Consider the following 16857-nt stretch of genomic DNA (forward strand, 5'->3'; position numbering starts at 1 on the left):
GGTGGTGATCAGAGCGCGCAGTTCGCGGCCCACTGCTCAAGCGTCTGGCGGTAGGGCTTGATGAAGTTTTCCTCCGTGAACCTGCCTTGCTTGACGGCCAGTTGACTGCGTTCCTCGCGGTCATAGACGATCTTGGTCAGGGAGTAATCGTGGTGCTTCAGGCTGGGCTGATACACGCGCCCGGCAGGCGAATTGGCGTTGTAGATCTCGGGGCGGTAGATCTTCTGGAAGGTCTCCATCGTGCTGACGGTGCCGATCAGTTCCAGGTCCGTATAGTCGCCGAGCAGGTCACTGAAGAAGTAGAACGCCAGCGGCGCAACCCCGTTCGGCGGCAGGAAGAAGCGCACCTGCATGCCCATCTTCGCGAAGTAGTGATCGGTCGAGGAGAGCTCGTTCTGCAGGTATTCAACGCCGAGTGCCGGGTGCTGGTTTGCGGTGCGCTGGTAGACCTTGCTGCTGGATGCGCTGATGCAGATCACCGGCGGCTTGCCGAAGTTCGCCTTGTAAGCATCGGAGCCCACGAAGTATTTGAACAGCTTGCCGTGCAGGTCGCCGAAGTCCTCCGGCGTGCCGAACACCGCCCGGCTGTTGTTGTACGCCGGCAACAGCACGCTGAAATCGTAATCACGTACGTAGGAGGAGAAATTGTTCCCGGCAATGCCGTCGATGCGCGCGCCGGTCCTGCTGTCGATGATGCTTGTCTTCAGTATCTCGATCAGCGGGAAGACCGCTGCCGCATCATCTACGCCCATCTCCACCTCGACGGAGATGATCTCCAGCGCGACGGCATAGCGATCCCCGCTCGGGTTGTCCCAGTCGGCCAGGCTGTTGAAGCGATTGTCGATCATCTTCAACGTGTTGCGCAGGTTTTCCTGCCGGCTACTGCCTCTGGCCAGGTTGGCAAAGTTTGTGGTGAGGCGTGTGCTGTCCGATGGCTGGTAGTTTTCATCGAAGCTGATGCGCTTGATGCTGAATTCAAGGTTCTCGTTCATTGCGGCCCGTTGGCGTAGGTTCTGCGGATGGAGTTCGGCACGGCGTCGTGCTGTTTCGGCGCGGTGGGGATGTGGTTTCTCAGGCGGCGGCTACTTTCCCGGCTGTGCTCATGCCCGCATGGCGGGACAGCTGAAGTACCGGCAGGGCCCGTTCAACTGCCAACTTGGCGCGCTGGATCAGTTCAACGTTGTGCAGGCCCTGGCCCGCGAAGTCGCGGTCGGTTGCGTAGACGCCCAGCGGCAAGGTGCGGGCCTGGAAGAAACTGAACAGTGGCCGCAGTTGATGGTCGATCATCAAAGCGTGCCGATCGCTGCCGCCGGTGGCCGCCAACAGCACCGGCGTGTCGACCAAGGCGTCCTGGTCGACGAAATCAAAGAAGTGCTTGAACAGCCCCGTGTACGAGCCGCGGTAGACCGGTGTGGCTACCACCAGCACGTCAGCCAGCTCGACTGCAGACAGGGCTGCTTCCACGGGGCCGGGCAGTTGGGAACGCCTGACCGCGCCGGCGAGGTGGGGAGCGAGTTGGCCGAGCTCGAGCAGATGCTGTTCGCATGGCACCTCGGCGGCGATCAGGTCAGACAGATACTCAGCCAGCACCGCAGCCTTGGATGGCTGCTGCAGCCCGCCGGAGACCGCGATGACGCGTAGTGGAAGTGGATGGGTCATGTTCGCCTTCGTGGGAGCGGGTGCACCGGTAGACCGACCAGAGCCGATGCCGAAGGTCGATCCTAGTCAGCGCATTCGATGAGGTAAAATGGTATTAATTCACGAATCAATGAGTGGAATTCATACATATGCTTGAGCGCATCCACCTCAGCATCGTCCAGCAGGTCGAAAGGCAAGGCTCCCTGACGGCCGCTGCCGGCGTGTTGAACCTGACCCAGTCGGCGTTGAGTCACAGCATCCGGAAGCTGGAGCAACAGCTGGGCACGGATATCTGGTTGCGCGAAGGTCGGAGCCTGCGCCTCACCCAGGCCGGCCAATACCTGCTGGCGGTGGCAAACCGGGTGTTGCCGCAGCTGGATCTGGCCGAGGAGCGCCTGGGCCAGTTCGCGCAGGGCGAGCGCGGCGCGCTGCGCATCGGCATGGAATGCCACCCCTGCTATCAGTGGCTGCTCAAGGTGGTGTCGCCTTATCTGACCGCATGGCCGGACGTGGATGTGGACGTCAGGCAGAAGTTCCAGTTCGGCGGGATAGGGGCACTATTCGGCTACGAGATCGACCTGCTGGTCACGCCCGATCCCCTGTTCAAGCCAGGCCTGAAGTTCGAGCCCGTGTTCGACTACGAGCAGGTGCTGGTGGTGGCCAAGGATCATCCGCTCGCATCGGCCGCTTATGTGAAGCCACAGCAGCTGACCCGCGAGACCCTGATCAGCTACCCCGTGGACATCGAGCGCCTGGACATCTACAGCCAGTTCCTGCTGCCTGCAGGTGTCACGCCAAGGCGGCACAAGGCCATTGAGACCACCGACATCATGGTGCAGATGGTGGCCAGTGGCCGTGGTGTGGCCGCGCTGCCGCGTTGGTTGGTTGAGGAGTACGCAAGCCGGATGGCGGTGGTGCCGGTGCGGCTGGGTGCGCGCGGCATCGCCAAGCAGATCTTTCTGGGCGCGCGCGAAGCGGATACCGGCATCGACTATGTGCGGGCATTTTTCGAACTTGCCCGCAACTCGAGCGCCGTGGCGGCAGCCGGTGCCGGGAAGGCAGCCAAGTGATGCGTCATTGCGTTGAATGCCGCTTGTTTGCACCGCAAGGATTGCAAGCCGCCCAACGGAACTTGGATCTACAAAGTGACGAGAAAATCCCACAACTGACCGGCTTACGAAGCACGCAAAACAGCTAACGCCTGCTGCACCATGTTCAATGGCCCCGGCCCACCGATTACGGGGGAGGGCGGGGCGCTCAACTCGTCGTCAAATCACGGTAAGACCCTTGACCCTTTTCGATATGTCCAGCTCCGCCAGTCCGCTCACCGATGCCTACTCACTGGAAGTGAGCGCAAAAGCCATTCCAGCGTTGATCACCGCAGCGCCGCTGATAGCGCCCGGTACAAGCATTTTCATTCCCTATCTTGCGGGGGAAGACGACGCTGCACGGTTGAGCGCTGCCGCAACGGTTCGCGCACTCGGCTTCGAGCCTGTGCCGCATGTTCCGGCGCGCCGGATCGCCTCGCTTGCAGCGCTGGAATCATTCGTGACGCGGGCAGTCATTGAGGCGGGAGTCGAGCGTTGCTTCGTGATTGCCGGCGATTCGTCCAGCCCCAAGGGCAGGTTCCCAGATAGCGCCGCGCTGATTGAAACCGGCGTATTCGAACGTGCCGGTATCAAGCTGATTGGAGTGGGCGGGCATCCGGAAGGCCATCCGGTGATGAGCGAAGCTGCTCGCTGGCAGGTGCTTGCACACAAGTGCCAAAGCATCGAGAGCCGTGGCATGTCGCCCCTGATCGCCACCCAGTTCGGTTTTGATGCCGACGTCGTGTTGACGTGGCTGGAAGCGCTGCGTAAGCGTGGAATCCAGCACCCGGTGCGCGTAGGCGTTCCTGGCCCTGCGAGTGTGGCCGCGCTCGCGCGCTACGCGGCAATGTGCGGCGTCAGCGCAAGCGCATCGGTGTGGTCCAAATACGGCGTTTCGATCGGCAAGCTGCTTGGTGCTGCGGGGCCGGATCTGTTTGTCGATCGCCTCGCCAGCGGCCTGACGGAGGCGCACGGGGAGGTGAGTCTGCATTTCTTCCCGTTCGGAGGCATTGGGCAGACGCTGGAATGGGTGGAGCGTTACCGCGCTCGCAGCCATTTCAGGCAGGCATAAAGCCGACTCGGAGGGGATAGCAGGATGTGTGATCGGATGCCGTCCTCCGGCAGGATGCCGATATGTCCCCTCAAGAATCCGGCTGGGCGCTCCGGTCCGCTACATGGCGCCGGCCACCACGCTATGATTCCGACCAGCGTTCGGCATGGAGCACGGAATGTACCGGGGGATTCTGGGGATTATTCTTTTTCTGCTGGCGGGTTATAGCCACGCACAGCAGGTTTTCAAATGTGTGGACGGCAAAGACGTTTCCTATCAGTCGGATCCGTGTCCAGGCGCTGCCGTGAAATCGTGGGACGCGGCGCCTGTATCCGAGCCATCGAATGCCGAGCAATGGCGAATCTATCGTATGCGGCGGCAGTTGGACCAACGGTACGCGAATGATCGCGGCGCAGCGGCCTCTGCCTCCGGAGGCATGGGCAGCCCCAATCGCTCAAGCGCTTGTGAATCAGCGCGGCGCGGGCGTGCAGCTGCTTATGAAGTCGCAGGGGTTAAACGCGATTTTGCAATGTCCAGCTATTGGGACAACGTGGTTCACAACGCCTGCAAATGAGGGGCAACGGCGAAGCATCCAGCGGATGCGCTTCGTCTTTTCCACTTCCGGATGAAAGCTGGGAAGTGGTGACCTAGTCCACTCTGCAAGAATATTCCTACACTCATAAATGCCGTAATCCCAGCTTGACGGAATGCTGCGCGCAGTACGAAATAGGAACGTCAATCAGAAGCCTGCGTAAGTCAACGAAATATATAAATGACCATCGCCATGCGGCGTAATCATGGCTATATAAATTTCACGTTCTTTATGTCTTGATCCTGTTGCCGGTTCTCTCTTTGCAAGCAGAATGAGTTTGTGCGATATGAAACACAAGAAAGTGAAGCTACTCAATTATTCACTGATGTTGTTGGTCGCGGGTGCAGTAGCCGTTACGATGATAAAAAAGGCTGGAAACTCAGGGGATTCCGCCTCTGAAACAGCTATTGATAGCAATGTTGTGCGGCAGGCTACTGAGTCGACCGGCACGGGAAACGGAGGGGTGGCGCGAATCGAGTCATCAGCTGGAACGACTACGTCGCCAAATTCCAGGGGCCCGGGCTCGTCCAATCCATTTCCTAATATTCCGAGATCACGGGCAGGCTTGAGCCTGGCTGATGATCCCTTTGGTCCTCAGAGTATTGAGGAGCAACAGTGGCTGGACAGACGTGGCTATCCCAATGCCCGGCAATGGGAAATCTACTCCCAGCTCCCCGATGGGTTGCTTCAGGTTGCTGCGGACTCTGGTGATTCAGTAGCGAAAACAATGCTCGATGCTCGCGGGCTTCCTTCAAGAAATGCGACCGACAAGCTTCTCCTATCCGCAGCCAACGGTGATGACTTCGCTCTGTCCTTGCTTTCCGCACGTCTGGCCAGTTTGCCAGGGGAGCAAAACTTGATCGATGCCTATGCGGTCGCCCGTGTATCGGAGATCAGGGGCAACACGTCGGCGGCCATTGGTAGGGAAGCAATGTTCGCTCAATCCTTGACGCCGGATCAGCGAATGAAGGCCGAGGAAAACGCGATGATGCTCGTTTCAAAGTTGAATGCGTTGTACGAGAAGAAGTACGGAGTGAGATATCAGGTCGATGCACGGCCTTTCTCTATAGGGAATAAAGGGATTTGATGATGAAAAAACGGACTTTATTGGCAATTTTAACTCTTTCGGCTGGCGGCCTGCTGGCGGCGGAATGTATCACTCACTCGCTACCACCATTCAAAATCACTGTCACGTTGAATGACGTTGCCAAGGCAGGTAGTCCACTTACAGCATTCTTGCGCAATCTGGATTCTGCAGGCGAGAAACTTGTCGGCAAGTCAACGTGGCGTGAGAGGGCGTTCGTCGGTTATGTAACCGTGGTCCATAAGCGGGTGACGATGACTGGAACCAACATCCAGTACGTCGAGAAGCCTTGCGGCGAAAGCGCTGAGGAGTCCGGCGGAACCGGCGCCATCGCGCAGGCCCCCCCGAGTGGTGGTGGTGGCGGTGGTGGCGCTCCGGGAGGTGGCATCGGAGGTTGGAATCCGCCTGGCGGATGCGTCGGCAATTGCCAGCCTCCCTACGGGGAAGTTGGTGAAATTCAGCAGATGTAAAAGAGTCTGTCGGCCCAATGGATAAAGAGGTTCTCGGAAGCACATAGCGACGGCCGCTGAAGCAGGCGGCCGGACGCCAGTATCCGACCGTGGTAACCCGAGCGTGTCCATGGAGATCACGGCAGGGGCCGTCGGTGATCTCATTGCAGAGGACAATGAGGCAGGAGTGCATCACACCCGGCGACGGACGACCATGGTCACGCGTTTCGATCCGTGCAAGCCGTGCGGTTGTCGACGTTGCAGGCGGTCATTGCTTGGCTCCGCGCAGGCAATGGCATAGCCGCTTTTTTACGTTGCGTACGTAAGCCCAGCCGTATGTTGCTTGCGCTAGCCGCTTACATCATTGAAAAATCCGCGCACGAGTTGCTCCAGCTGCTCCATTGCGGAGACTACGTCAGATCTTCGAGCGCTGACGCTGAGATCGTCCCGATGGAGGTTTTCGCTACCGGTCGGCCGCAGCGTGTCGAGCCCACCCTCGATTCTGTGCAGCAACCGGCGTTGTGCGGCTACGTCTGCCGTCTGGATGAGGAAGTCAAGCTCTGACAGGTCCGCTCGGCAGTTGGACAGTAAGTCCCGGAGGTAAACCGCCAGATTGTTCCGGTCGCGGAAGATCTGCTGCAGATGTGGCAGTGGCGTCGCCTTGGAGGCTCCGTCCATAGCCAGACCGCCAGACGACGGTGCCGCGTGCTCGACGTCGAGATGGCGCGAAAGCATGACAGCCAGGTCGTCCAGCCTTACCGGCTTTGACAGGAAGTCGTCCATGCCTGCTTGCCTGCAGTATTCAAGCTGCTCCGGTTGCGCACTGGCGGAGACGCCCAGGATGACAAGACGTCGCTGGTTGCCTTCATGCTCGCGAATCCGACGCGCCAGATCGTAGCCGTCGAGGCCGGGCATGTGGCAATCGGTGATCAGCACGTCGAAGTGCTGCCTGGACCATAGATCCAGCGCCTCAAGACCGTTCTCGACTATGGAATACGGGTAACCCAGAGCCTCAAGCTGGCGCGCCATGACCACACGATTGTTGGCATGGTCTTCGGCAACCAGGACATGAGCGCGGTGCTGCACGCGCTCTGCGGCTTTGGTGGGGGCAACAACAGGTAGTGGAATGCCGAGCGCTTCCAGGCAGCCCAGCTCCAGGCTGTGATACAGCAGCGGGCCGGTGGGAACCACGACGCCTGCCGAGCTTCTGTAAGGCATCCGATGCGGCGCCCTGTCGTCCACGAACAGGCATGGCGTCGCAGAAGGATGAAGACGCGCAGGCAGGGCAGTGTCGGCAACAAAAAGATCGACACCAGTGATTGGTTCCGCGAAATCTTCCTCATCGATCTGCATCACACGGAAGCCAAGCGCCGATAGCGCATTGGATAGTTCGTCGCTGCGTGCCTCATCGGTACAGGCGAGTGCGACCGTCTTGCCCGCAAGCTGCGACTGGGTGACGCAGTGCTCGGCGACTTCGAGCGCCACCTCGAATGTCGCGTGCGTGCCGCTTCCCGGTGTGCTTTGCAGGCGTATCTCGCCATCCATCATCGAGGCGAGACGGCGGCTGATGCTGAGGCCAAGACCAGTGCCGCCGAAGCGGCGTGCGGTGGAGTCTTCGGCCTGCGTGAATGGCTGGAACAACCGGGCCAGGTTATCTGGCTTGATGCCAATACCAGTGTCGGTGACGTTGAACCGCAACAACTGGCCGCTCGGGGTGGGGCGCCCGATTTCAACATGCAACACTATCGCGCCTTGTTCGGTGAACTTCACCGCATTGCTCATGAGGTTGGACAGGATCTGCCTGATGCGGAACGGGTCGCCATAGAATTCGGCCGCAAGCCGCCAATCCATGATCGAGCGCAGCATGATCCCTTTCGCAGCAGCACGTGCGGCGAACACGCCGACGATACCGTCGAGCAGGTTGCGGACATCGAAGCGAGTGTGCTCGATCTGCATGCGCCCGGCTTCCAGGCGCGAATGATCGAGTATGTCGTCGAGCACTTGCATGAGGGACCGTGCCGATTCCTGGATCATCGCCAGCATGGTGGTCTGGTCGGAGTTGAGGTGGCTGCGCCCAAGAAGTTCGATCAGGGCGAGCACGTCGGCCATTGGAGTTCGTATCTCGTGGCTCATCGCCGCCAGGAACGCGCCCTTGGCTGCAGTCGCCGCTTCGGCCTCGGCCTTGGCCCGGTGCAACGCCTCGGCCTGCTCGTGCAGCGTTGTGGTATCAATCCAGTAGCCCGTCCACTCAGCGCTTCCGTTGCCAATCGGGCGTGGGTGACCGCCTTCCGTACGGAGCCAGCGCCAGCCGTCACTGACGCGCAGGCGGAAGTCGAAGGCAGGCATGGGCTGCAGCGTGCGCCGGGAGATTTCCACATTGTCGGTGACAACCGGCTTATCGTCTGGATGCAACCGTGACAACAGCAGCGGTTCATCGTCAAGCAGACTCTGTACCGGCATGTCGAGCAGCTCCTCGACGGCGCCGCCAGCGTAGGTAAACCTGCGCCTGCCATCGGGGTAGGCGATGATGCGGAAAACCACTGATGGCATGGTCTGCGTAATGTCTGACAGTTGTTGCTCTGACGCGCGAGCGCGCGCTTCGGCGGCGCGGACTTCGGAGATGTCCACGGCGGTACCGAGCAAGGACTTCGTGCCGGTAGGTTCGTCGGAGAATGGCCGCAGCCAGATGATGATGCTGCGCTCACCACCATCGTGCGCGTCGATATACTTCAGCTCACGGCGGGTGCTTCCGCTTTCGCTGACCATCAGGTCCTGATCGGCTTGCATCAGCGCCTTCGCGCTGACGCCATGCAGGTGTTGCGTTTCCTCGATGGTGTGGCCGAGGAGGTCCTGCCTGGAGCAGTGCAGAGTGTCTTCGTACGCGCGGTTGACCGCTAGATACCGCCCGTTCTTGTCCTTCACGAAGACCGGGTAGGGAATGGTTTCCATGAGCTCCTGCTGGAACCGCAGCTGTGCCGCATGGGCACGCTCAGCCGACTGCAGTGCTTTCGACGTACGCCGCAACCGTGCATAGGCGCCCACGATGGAGGCCAGTACCAGAGCGGCTATGACAACGCCTATCAGCACCCACTTCCACGGTGCACCGTAGCGGTACTCTGCGGCGATCCAGCGGCTGCGCATTGCCTGCTTGTCGCCACTGTCCATGTTTCCCAGGACATGGTCGATCAACGGAAGCAACTGCGCGAACTCCGAGCGAACGCCAATGGAGAACTCCTGATCCATGCCCGCCGGACCAATGACGTGCAGATTGCCGACGTAGCGGTTGCGGATCAGTGCATCTATCGCCGGCAAGGTGCCAATGAAAGCGTCCGCAGTGCGCGTGTCAACCGCAGCCAGGCCGGCTTCGTTGCTGGTGGTGGGGTACAGCATGTTCTCGCCGTAGCGCGCACGCAGCCGTGAGTACAGTCCAGACTCCATGCGGAACGCGATCTTTTTCGAATCCAGATCCTTTGGGCCGGCGATGGGTGGGCCGTCAAGCCGGGCAACAATCACTTCGGGGAAGTATTCGTAAGGCTGGGAGAAACCCATCTCGCTGTTCGGGAAATCGTTTGTGGTGCCGGCCGCGATCAGGTCGACTTCATGAGCGCGCACCATTCGCTGCAAGGTATTCCAGTCGGTCGCAGGTATCAGTTGAATGCGCACGCCCAGTTCTTTCTGCAAGAGACGTACGTAGTCCGCAGCAAGTCCGGAGAAGTCGCCTTTGCCGTCAACGAAACTGTAGGGGTAGCGATCTACCTCATATCCAAGGCGCAGCACAGGCAGTTTGCTCAGCCAATCGCGCTCCTGTTGAGACAGCGTGCCGTCCGGCCCGCGCGCTTCGGTTTGCCCAGCAGCCCCCCAACGCGCGCGCAACGTTTCGATTTCCTGCTCGTCAATGGTGGCCTCCGCCTTGCGCAGGATCCCCACGAGGATCGGCTTGGATTGGTTTACTGCTGGCGCGACATCCAGAGCTTCGAGAGGAGCGGAGCTGACAATTGCCAGATCATCGGCAGGGCGCCGGCTCAGAAGGACTTGGGCACGGGGTATGCTCATGCCGATATACGCGTCAGCATGCTGCTGTGCTACCAGGTCCAAAGCCTCGCGGCCGGTATTGGCGTAGACCAGCGTGGCCCCGGGAAATTGGCGCGCAATATTGGCGTTGCCGGTGCGAAAACGCCGCTCCACGGCGATACGTGCATGGGCGAGGTCGGCAGCACTGCGGATTCTGAGGTCACCCTTTGGCGCGACGAGGGCTGGCGCTCCGGACAGGAACGGATGCAGCAGGTCGTAGCGCGACCGCCGATCAGGAGTGACCGGCTGAGCGGGCAACAGGTCATAGGGAAGTGGGGTTATGTCAAAGGCGACCCCGGCCCAGTCCGTGTAGGGATGAAACTCCAGCTGCAGTCCAGCGCGTTCGGCAAGCAGGCGTGCGTAGTCGATGCCCAGCCCTTGGGGTTTTCCACCTTCCCACGCCTCCAGCGGCATCTGGTCGCCGACGAATACCCCGACTGTGACGACCGGATGCGCCTGCCGCCAGGCTATCTCTTCGGACGTGAGTTGGAGTCGACTTTGCCCTTGCGTAGTGGCCGTCGCGCAGACGACCAGAAGCAGCGTGAGCAGGAAAATCCGCAATCTGGCGATGGAGTGCGAACGCTTCATGGCGACGGGTCCGGATCTAGGGGTGACGCCAAGCCTATGGCCGATGCTTGGCGATGCGCATGGCGAGTATCACAAACGCAGGGAATCAACTGCGAAAATTTGTGGATGCGCGTTCATCGAAAATGGGCCAGATCCCATTGCTATCTCCAGGGCTTGGAGTAGAGCGGCGCGGGCAATTGCTTCAGCGCCCAATCCCATTGGAAAGCAGCAACGCAAGTGTGAAGATGCGGGTGGCGCGGGGTCGGGCTTTGTCATCACGCCCCTTGTGGTCGGCAGCAGGAGCCCAGCGGATGCATGGTATGAGCCGGATCTGTCGCCAGGCTTGTAGCAGCGCCTTCAGTGTCGCAACGGCTGCAACTGAAGCCGGCTGTCATCCACGCCGACGCACAGGATCCAGGCAGGCGGCAATGCTGTGTCAAAGACAGAAGTGTGAGGTGCGATATGGGCACGCCGATGCCTGTGCCTAGGTGATAAGGCCATGCTTGGACGCGTAGGCGTAGACCTCCACATCCGTCTTTATGCCCAACTTATCCATGGCAGCAAGCTTCTGGTTGCTGATGGTTTTGGCGCTACGGTTGAGCAGGCGTGCGATCTCCTTGATGCTCATTCCCGAAACGAAAACCCGCAGGACCTCGGCTTCACGCGGGGACAATGCTGCGAGGGACGATGTCTCCAGATCGACGCTTGCGTTCTCGAGCAGCTTCTTTGCACTCTTTCCCATGTACCTGCGTCCGTGAGCAACGGATCGCACCGCGTGTTGGATTTCGGTAAGTGCATCGGATTTGCTGATCAGGCCGTTGACACCGGCGTCGCGAATCGCGCGGAGGATGGCCGGATTCGCAATCCGCGAGAGTACGATGATCGGCAGCCGGGGCCAGCGTCGCTGTATCAGGCCGATCAGCGCCAACCCGTCAGGGACGTTCTCGCCGGGCATGACGAAGTCGGTGATGACCAGATCGCAAGGCGTCTGCTCAAGTGCGCTGACAAGTTCGTCTGTCGAACCTGCGGTAGCCACTACCCGCACAGTTGCGTCCAGTTCGAGAATCTGTTGTACGCCACTTGTCACGATCGGATGGTCGTCGGCGAGAATGATGTGAAGGGTCATGTGGGCTTCGCCACGAAACTTAGCGTCTAATGCGGATTAGATCACGGTTTCGGTCGCTAAATTCAGTGATTGGGCTTGCAATCGTTCAGAAAACAACGTCGGTGATCCGTTTTGCCTGAAACCCCGGGTCTCATCAGGCCGGAGTGGGGGACTCCCTTCCAGCTGACCGCATTCAGGAAGCGCCAGCGCAGATGTCTGCGCTGCCCAACGCTGATGCAAAGCCCGGCCATGAGCCCCTGGCAGAAAAAACCGGGTCAGTCCTGTGCGCAGTTCGATCTGCATTCCGCACCGCAAAGACTTGGCGAAATGCCAACCAAAAGAGACTGGGGAAGCGACAGGTTGCGGGGAGAGTTCTGCGTGCACCAGCATCGCTGTCAAGGCAGACGGAGACACACAGACTGAGTTCGTTAACACGATAATTGCGTCGCGGGAATGGGATATTTCCCAAACAAACTGCAAGCGATTCGCAATGGATCAATGCGGTTTTCCCAAGCAGTCACTGAGTCAGCCGACAGCGCTCATGAACGCCACGCCGATGGAAGCGACGGCAATTCTCAGGCCGCTAAGGAAAGTCCTAAAGTTTGGGAAAAGTCCCATTCAATGGACTCAAGCAACGCCGTAGCCTCCCTGTCCAATCTAAAGGGTGGGTGCTACAGCAGTGAATACAGTCGACAAGAAATGGGCGTCGCGTGGCGCCCCTTGCGACAGGATGTCGATACGCAGGAGCCGGCTTGCCATTGCATTGACCATTGCCATCGGTTCATCGGCGTTCAACGCCACGTCAACGGAACTTGGGAGTGTTGATTCAACTGCGTACCAAGCGCGCTCGATCAATCTTGTGGATCGGGCTGCTGGCTATGCAGGCCTGAGGCGGGAAGCAGGCAATGTCCATCGCATTGCGGTCGAGGTTGATCGCGATGGCGTCCCTGCCGATGGGCAGACGCCAGTGAAAATGGTGGTGCGCCTCAGTGACGCGACCGGTGCGAGTATTTCGGGCAGGCAGCTCGTGACAGTGGAGGCCGATGGAGGTCGGCTGCAGCTTCCCGGCGCGGCGAGCGACATGTTCGGCATGGACGCGCACGACCTGGATCCGGTGACGCCTGGTTTTCAGATCGAGGCTGTCGACGGGCTGGCGGAGATTTGGCTGCTGGCGCCGATCATGGCGCAGAGCGTGAATATTGTCGTATCTGCCGGCGGCCAGCGGGCGAGTGGAACCATCAATTTCATTCCGGAGATGCGCGAGCTGGTCGGCGCCGGTGTGGCCGAAGGCATCATCAGCCTGGACAAACGAGCTGGATTGTTTGGCAACACGGCTGGGGATGGATTCGAGCGACAGATCCGAAATTTCTCGCACAGCACGGGAGATGGGCGGCGCAAGGAAGCACTACGCACGTCATTTTTCCTGAAAGGGGCGGTGACAGACGACGCCCTGCTGACCATGGCCTACGACAGCGACAAGCCGGATCGCCAGGCGTTGTTCCGCGATCTCGATCCCGAGCACTGGTATCCGGTCAGCGGCGATGCCTCGATCGTGGGCTTCGACGCCCAGAGCACCAGTCGCCTGTATCTGAGATTGGACAAGGGGCGCGACTATCTGCTGTGGGGCGACATCGCGACGGGCACCGGCTTCAGCCAAGCATTTGGGCAGGGGTTTGTCGCAGCGGCGCAGGTCCGCGATCTGGGCCAGTACAACCGCACGATGACTGGACTCCGAGCGCACAGCGAGAACGATCGCGGTGGCATGAACGTGTTCGCCGCCTACCAAGACCAGAAACAGGTTGTTGAAGAATTTCCAGGACGTGGTCTGTCCGGACCGTTCACGGTGAGCAACTCAGGCGGCGCAATCCTGGGCAGCGAGCGTGTGGAATTGGTGGTGCGTGACCGCAATGCGCCGTCGCATATCCTGAGCGTCCAGCAGATGCGGCGATTCGAGGACTATACGTTCGAGCCGTTCAGCGGTCGCATCCTTTTCGTCAAAGCTGTCCCGACGGTAGATCCAGCGCTCAATCCGATGTCTGTGCGCATTACCTATGAAGTGGATCAAGGGGGCGACAAGAGTTGGGTATACGGCGCTGATGGCCAGTACGCACTTGGCAAAGTGCTTTCCATCGGTGGCAGCTACGTCAAGGATGAAAATTCCCTGGCGCCATACGAGCTTGGCAGTGCCAACGCGACAGTACGCATGGGCGCTGGCACCCGCCTTGTCGGTGAATACGCCCGCAGCCAAAGCCAGGTCAGCTCGCTGCCTGGTTCGATGTACAGCCTGCAGCCAGGCGGCACGCTGGGCAGCCCGTTCAATCCGCTGCATACACCAGTCGAAACCGGTGATGACGCCACTGGCGCCGCATGGCGACTGGCGTTCACGCATCAAGGCGAGCGCTTGGGTTTAAGGGCCTATTACGGTCAAAGCGATGCGGCATTCAACAATCCGGCCTCCTCGTTCAACGGTGGACGCAAGGAGGGTGGAGCAAGCGCGGAGTTCGCGCTTACCGAGCGCGTGTCGCTGCTGGCGCAGGGCACCCATACCGAAGACACCATCAGCGGCGCCAAGCGCGAAAGCGCCAATGCGGGGCTGCGCTTCACCACGGGCACCTTCAGTTTTGATGGCGGCGTGAACCATGTAGCCGAGCGCGCAGGCGACTTCTACGGAAATGGTCTGTCGGTGCCGGCGCCGATCAGCGCTCCGTTTGGCGTTGGTGTGGTGTCGCCCGGTATCGGGGGTGGATTCTACGGTGGCGGTAACACGGCGTTGAATCCTGCGACCCGACAGACGCTCTACAACACCGGCTACGGCTGGGCCGGCAACTACGGCAGCTGGGTTGGTAATGGACTGGCGGGCGTACCGGTGGAGTACACGGCAGTTCGACTGGCGGCGGATTGGAGGCCAACGGAAGCTTTCAATATTGCAACCGAGCTGGAGCAGGACCTGCACTTCAACGAGCATCGACGGGCTTCGCTGGGCGCTGGCTACCGCATTGCGGAGAACACCCGGGCGTACGGCCGGTATGAGTGGAACACGGGCCTGAGCAGTGTCGCAACGAGCGATGGTGTGACCAGCCAGAACGGAGTCAGCCCCTATGAGTCCAACGCCTTTGTATGGGGTTTGACGTCGGACTATGGCAATGGCGCTCGCTTGTTCAGTGAGTACCGCATGTACGACTCCTTCTCGGGCCGGCAGTTGCAGTGGGCCAATGGTCTGAGCCGCTCCTGGCGTGTGGGTGATGCGCTGTCCCTTCAGGCCGGCGGCGAGAAACTGTCGCTGCTTGACGGTAGTGGCGAGGAAGCGACCGCAGCCAATATCGGGGCGGAATGGCGACCTAGCGAACTGTGGTCAATTGCGGGTCGTATCGAGTGGCGCGGTACTGAGGGCAGGAACGTCTCGTCTGCTGCGCCCCAAAGTGAGGGTCAGCCACTGGCAGAACCCACGCTGCAGCCAGGAATGGACAGCTGGCTTTCAACTCTGGCCGTGGCGCGGAAGCTCAATCGCAACTGGACCGTACTGGCACGCAACTACTACCTGATGAACGACTACGACGGCCAGGATGCGAAGGCCTATGAAGACCGTGCACAGGTAGGCGTGGCCTACCGCGATACCGATACGAACCGTCTCAACGTGCTGGCCCGCGTTGACTACTGGACCCGGCGCGATGCCTACGCTTCGGACGTGTGGTCTCAGCTCGCCGGCAATGGCAGCGATCAGTTCAGTGATGGCTACGACAAGTACATCGCTTCGGTACACGCCGACTACCATCCTGCGCGCCCGTGGTGGCTGACAGGGCACTTTGCCGGCAAGCGCCAGACCGATTACTTCGACGGCCGCAAGGATGCCTACACCGCGTACCTGGCCAGCGTAAGGCTGACCTATGACGTATCAGAGCGCTGGGACGTAAGCGGCATGGCTTCAACCAAGTGGTCGCCCGGTGGTGCTCGGCAGAACGCCTTCGGTGCGGAGGTGGGTTACCTCATCAAGGACAACCTGTGGTTGTCAGCTGGCTACAACTGGCGCGGCTTCACAGACAGCGACCTGACCGGCGGCGAATACACCAATCAGGGCGTCTACCTGCGCCTGCGGTTCAAGTTCGACGAAACCTTGTTCTCGGGCAAGAACCCCGAGGTCAATCGCGCTCTGCCGCGTTGAATTCATTCATTCTGAGAAACGCGACATGACTCCAAACAAAATCACGCGGCTTTCCAGCGTCGTCCTGATCACGCTGTTGGCCGGACAGGTACTGGCGCAGAACACTGGCGACGCGCTGCGGCCGCAGCAGCAGCGCATCAGTCACGAGGCGATCCATGCCGACCACAATGCCTTTGTCAAAGCGCAAGGGCGCATCAAGACACTGAATGATCAAGGCATTGAAGTGGACAGCTACCATCTGTCCAAGGCGCAATGCTGGCTGGACACCAGTTTTCACGAGTACACACGCAATGACCGTGGCGGCTACCCGCGAGCGGCCCTGGCCGAGTCGCTGAAGATCGTCGGCGCTCTGGAAGCGGGCAAGGACCCGGGCTGGGAGACACCCTTGGTCAACCAGGCCGAGAAGTTGCGCCCCGATCTGTGGGCGCGCTACGAAGCGCTGCGCCAGAGTGCGGGATTCCACTGTGCCGCGCAGGCCACTGCATGTGGCGAAGTCGAGCTGGTTCATGCGGGCAATGAGATACACGACGGCGGTTGGCGTCATGCCAAACCATACATCCAGATCGCCGAGGATTTGATCAGCCAGGCGGAACAGATGGCTGCCGAGTGCGGCCAGCCCAAACCCGCTGCCACCACTGAAGCCTTCGATATCGCTGCAGACGCGCTGTTTGCGTTTGATAGAAGCGACATCGCCGGCATGAAGCCCGAAGGCAAGTCCAGACTGGATGAACTGGCCGCGCGCCTGCGCGATATCTACACCAACTTGGATCACATCACCCTGGTCGGCCATGCCGATCGTCTGGGCAATGCCGCCCACAATCAGGAGCTTTCCGAACGTCGCGCCTGGACGGTGAAGGCCTACTTGCTGGACCAGGGCGTTACGGGGCCGATTCAGGCCAGCGGCATGGGTGAAAGCCAGCCTAGTGGAATGACCGCGCACTGCGTGGGTGAGCGCGCGACGCCTGCGCTGATGCAGTGCCTGCAACCGGATCGCCGCGTCGCAGTACAGATCGTCGGAATCAAGGCTACGCCTTAGCCTGAAAGGATGCTGGC

11 protein-coding genes and 1 pseudogene are annotated in these 16857 nt (G+C 60.3%); 7 read left to right on the plus strand and 5 right to left on the minus strand.

The window, feature by feature from the left end; translation table 11 throughout:
* Positions 1-8: 8 nt before the first annotated feature.
* Entirely contained in the window at positions 9-992 is a 984-nt protein-coding gene (locus ACVOKO_RS00655) for a DUF1852 domain-containing protein (protein WP_346496280.1), read from the minus strand.
* 79 nt (positions 993-1071) lie between these two features.
* Positions 1072-1659, minus strand: a complete 588-nt coding sequence (msuE, locus tag ACVOKO_RS00660; protein WP_346496282.1) for an FMN reductase — start codon at positions 1657-1659, stop codon at positions 1072-1074.
* Positions 1660-1787: 128 nt separating this feature from the next.
* On the opposite strand from msuE, the gene ACVOKO_RS00665 reads away from it, so the two are divergent.
* The 5 genes from ACVOKO_RS00665 to ACVOKO_RS00685 all read left to right on the plus strand — a co-directional run bounded on the left by ACVOKO_RS00665 (position 1788) and on the right by ACVOKO_RS00685 (position 5923).
* Positions 1788-2708, plus strand: coding sequence for a LysR family transcriptional regulator (locus ACVOKO_RS00665; RefSeq protein ID WP_346496284.1), 921 nt, complete (start codon positions 1788-1790; stop codon positions 2706-2708).
* Between the two features lie 232 nt (positions 2709-2940).
* Entirely contained in the window at positions 2941-3798 is an 858-nt protein-coding gene (locus ACVOKO_RS00670) for a methylenetetrahydrofolate reductase (RefSeq protein ID WP_346496455.1), read from the plus strand.
* Between the two features lie 157 nt (positions 3799-3955).
* Complete coding sequence (locus ACVOKO_RS00675; protein ID WP_346496286.1) at positions 3956-4351, plus strand: DUF4124 domain-containing protein; 396 nt, start codon at positions 3956-3958, stop codon at positions 4349-4351.
* 304 nt (positions 4352-4655) lie between these two features.
* On the plus strand, positions 4656-5456 hold the full coding sequence (locus ACVOKO_RS00680) for a hypothetical protein (RefSeq protein WP_346496288.1): 801 nt from the start codon (positions 4656-4658) through the stop codon (positions 5454-5456).
* A 2-nt stretch (positions 5457-5458) separates the two neighbouring features.
* Positions 5459-5923, plus strand: a complete 465-nt coding sequence (locus ACVOKO_RS00685; protein ID WP_346496290.1) for a hypothetical protein — start codon at positions 5459-5461, stop codon at positions 5921-5923.
* A 327-nt stretch (positions 5924-6250) separates the two neighbouring features.
* Here the strand turns inward: ACVOKO_RS00685 and ACVOKO_RS00690 are convergent, their stop codons facing one another.
* The 3 genes and pseudogenes from ACVOKO_RS00690 to ACVOKO_RS00700 all read right to left on the minus strand — a co-directional run bounded on the left by ACVOKO_RS00690 (position 6251) and on the right by ACVOKO_RS00700 (position 11666).
* Positions 6251-9517 (minus strand): ATP-binding protein, encoded by a 3267-nt coding sequence (locus tag ACVOKO_RS00690; protein ID WP_430980685.1) that lies wholly within the window; start codon positions 9515-9517, stop codon positions 6251-6253.
* A gap of 252 nt (positions 9518-9769) precedes the next feature.
* Positions 9770-10561: pseudogene (locus tag ACVOKO_RS00695) on the minus strand (transporter substrate-binding domain-containing protein); the annotation flags it as partial.
* A 463-nt stretch (positions 10562-11024) separates the two neighbouring features.
* Positions 11025-11666, minus strand: coding sequence for a response regulator (locus tag ACVOKO_RS00700; protein ID WP_346496294.1), 642 nt, complete (start codon positions 11664-11666; stop codon positions 11025-11027).
* A 658-nt stretch (positions 11667-12324) separates the two neighbouring features.
* Here ACVOKO_RS00700 and ACVOKO_RS00705 point away from each other — a divergent pair.
* On the plus strand, positions 12325-15804 hold the full coding sequence (locus ACVOKO_RS00705; RefSeq protein WP_346496296.1) for a hypothetical protein: 3480 nt from the start codon (positions 12325-12327) through the stop codon (positions 15802-15804).
* A gap of 25 nt (positions 15805-15829) precedes the next feature.
* Positions 15830-16840, plus strand: a complete 1011-nt coding sequence (locus ACVOKO_RS00710; protein WP_346496298.1) for an OmpA family protein — start codon at positions 15830-15832, stop codon at positions 16838-16840.
* Positions 16841-16857 lie beyond the last annotated feature (17 nt).

The sequence above is a fragment of the Stenotrophomonas sp. STEN240 genome, from assembly GCF_056756175.1.

Coding starts and splice junctions, on each gene's coding strand:
- ACVOKO_RS00655 (WP_346496280.1), bottom strand. CDS start 992: ATGAACGAGAACCTTGAATTCAGCATCAAGCGCATCAGCTTCGATGAA.
- msuE (WP_346496282.1), bottom strand. CDS start 1,659: ATGACCCATCCACTTCCACTACGCGTCATCGCGGTCTCCGGCGGGCTG.
- ACVOKO_RS00665 (WP_346496284.1), top strand. CDS start 1,788: ATGCTTGAGCGCATCCACCTCAGCATCGTCCAGCAGGTCGAAAGGCAA.
- ACVOKO_RS00670 (WP_346496455.1), top strand. CDS start 2,941: ATGTCCAGCTCCGCCAGTCCGCTCACCGATGCCTACTCACTGGAAGTG.
- ACVOKO_RS00675 (WP_346496286.1), top strand. CDS start 3,956: ATGTACCGGGGGATTCTGGGGATTATTCTTTTTCTGCTGGCGGGTTAT.
- ACVOKO_RS00680 (WP_346496288.1), top strand. CDS start 4,656: ATGAAACACAAGAAAGTGAAGCTACTCAATTATTCACTGATGTTGTTG.
- ACVOKO_RS00685 (WP_346496290.1), top strand. CDS start 5,459: ATGAAAAAACGGACTTTATTGGCAATTTTAACTCTTTCGGCTGGCGGC.
- ACVOKO_RS00690 (WP_430980685.1), bottom strand. CDS start 9,517: ATGGTGCGCGCTCATGAAGTCGACCTGATCGCGGCCGGCACCACAAAC.
- ACVOKO_RS00700 (WP_346496294.1), bottom strand. CDS start 11,666: ATGACCCTTCACATCATTCTCGCCGACGACCATCCGATCGTGACAAGT.
- ACVOKO_RS00710 (WP_346496298.1), top strand. CDS start 15,830: ATGACTCCAAACAAAATCACGCGGCTTTCCAGCGTCGTCCTGATCACG.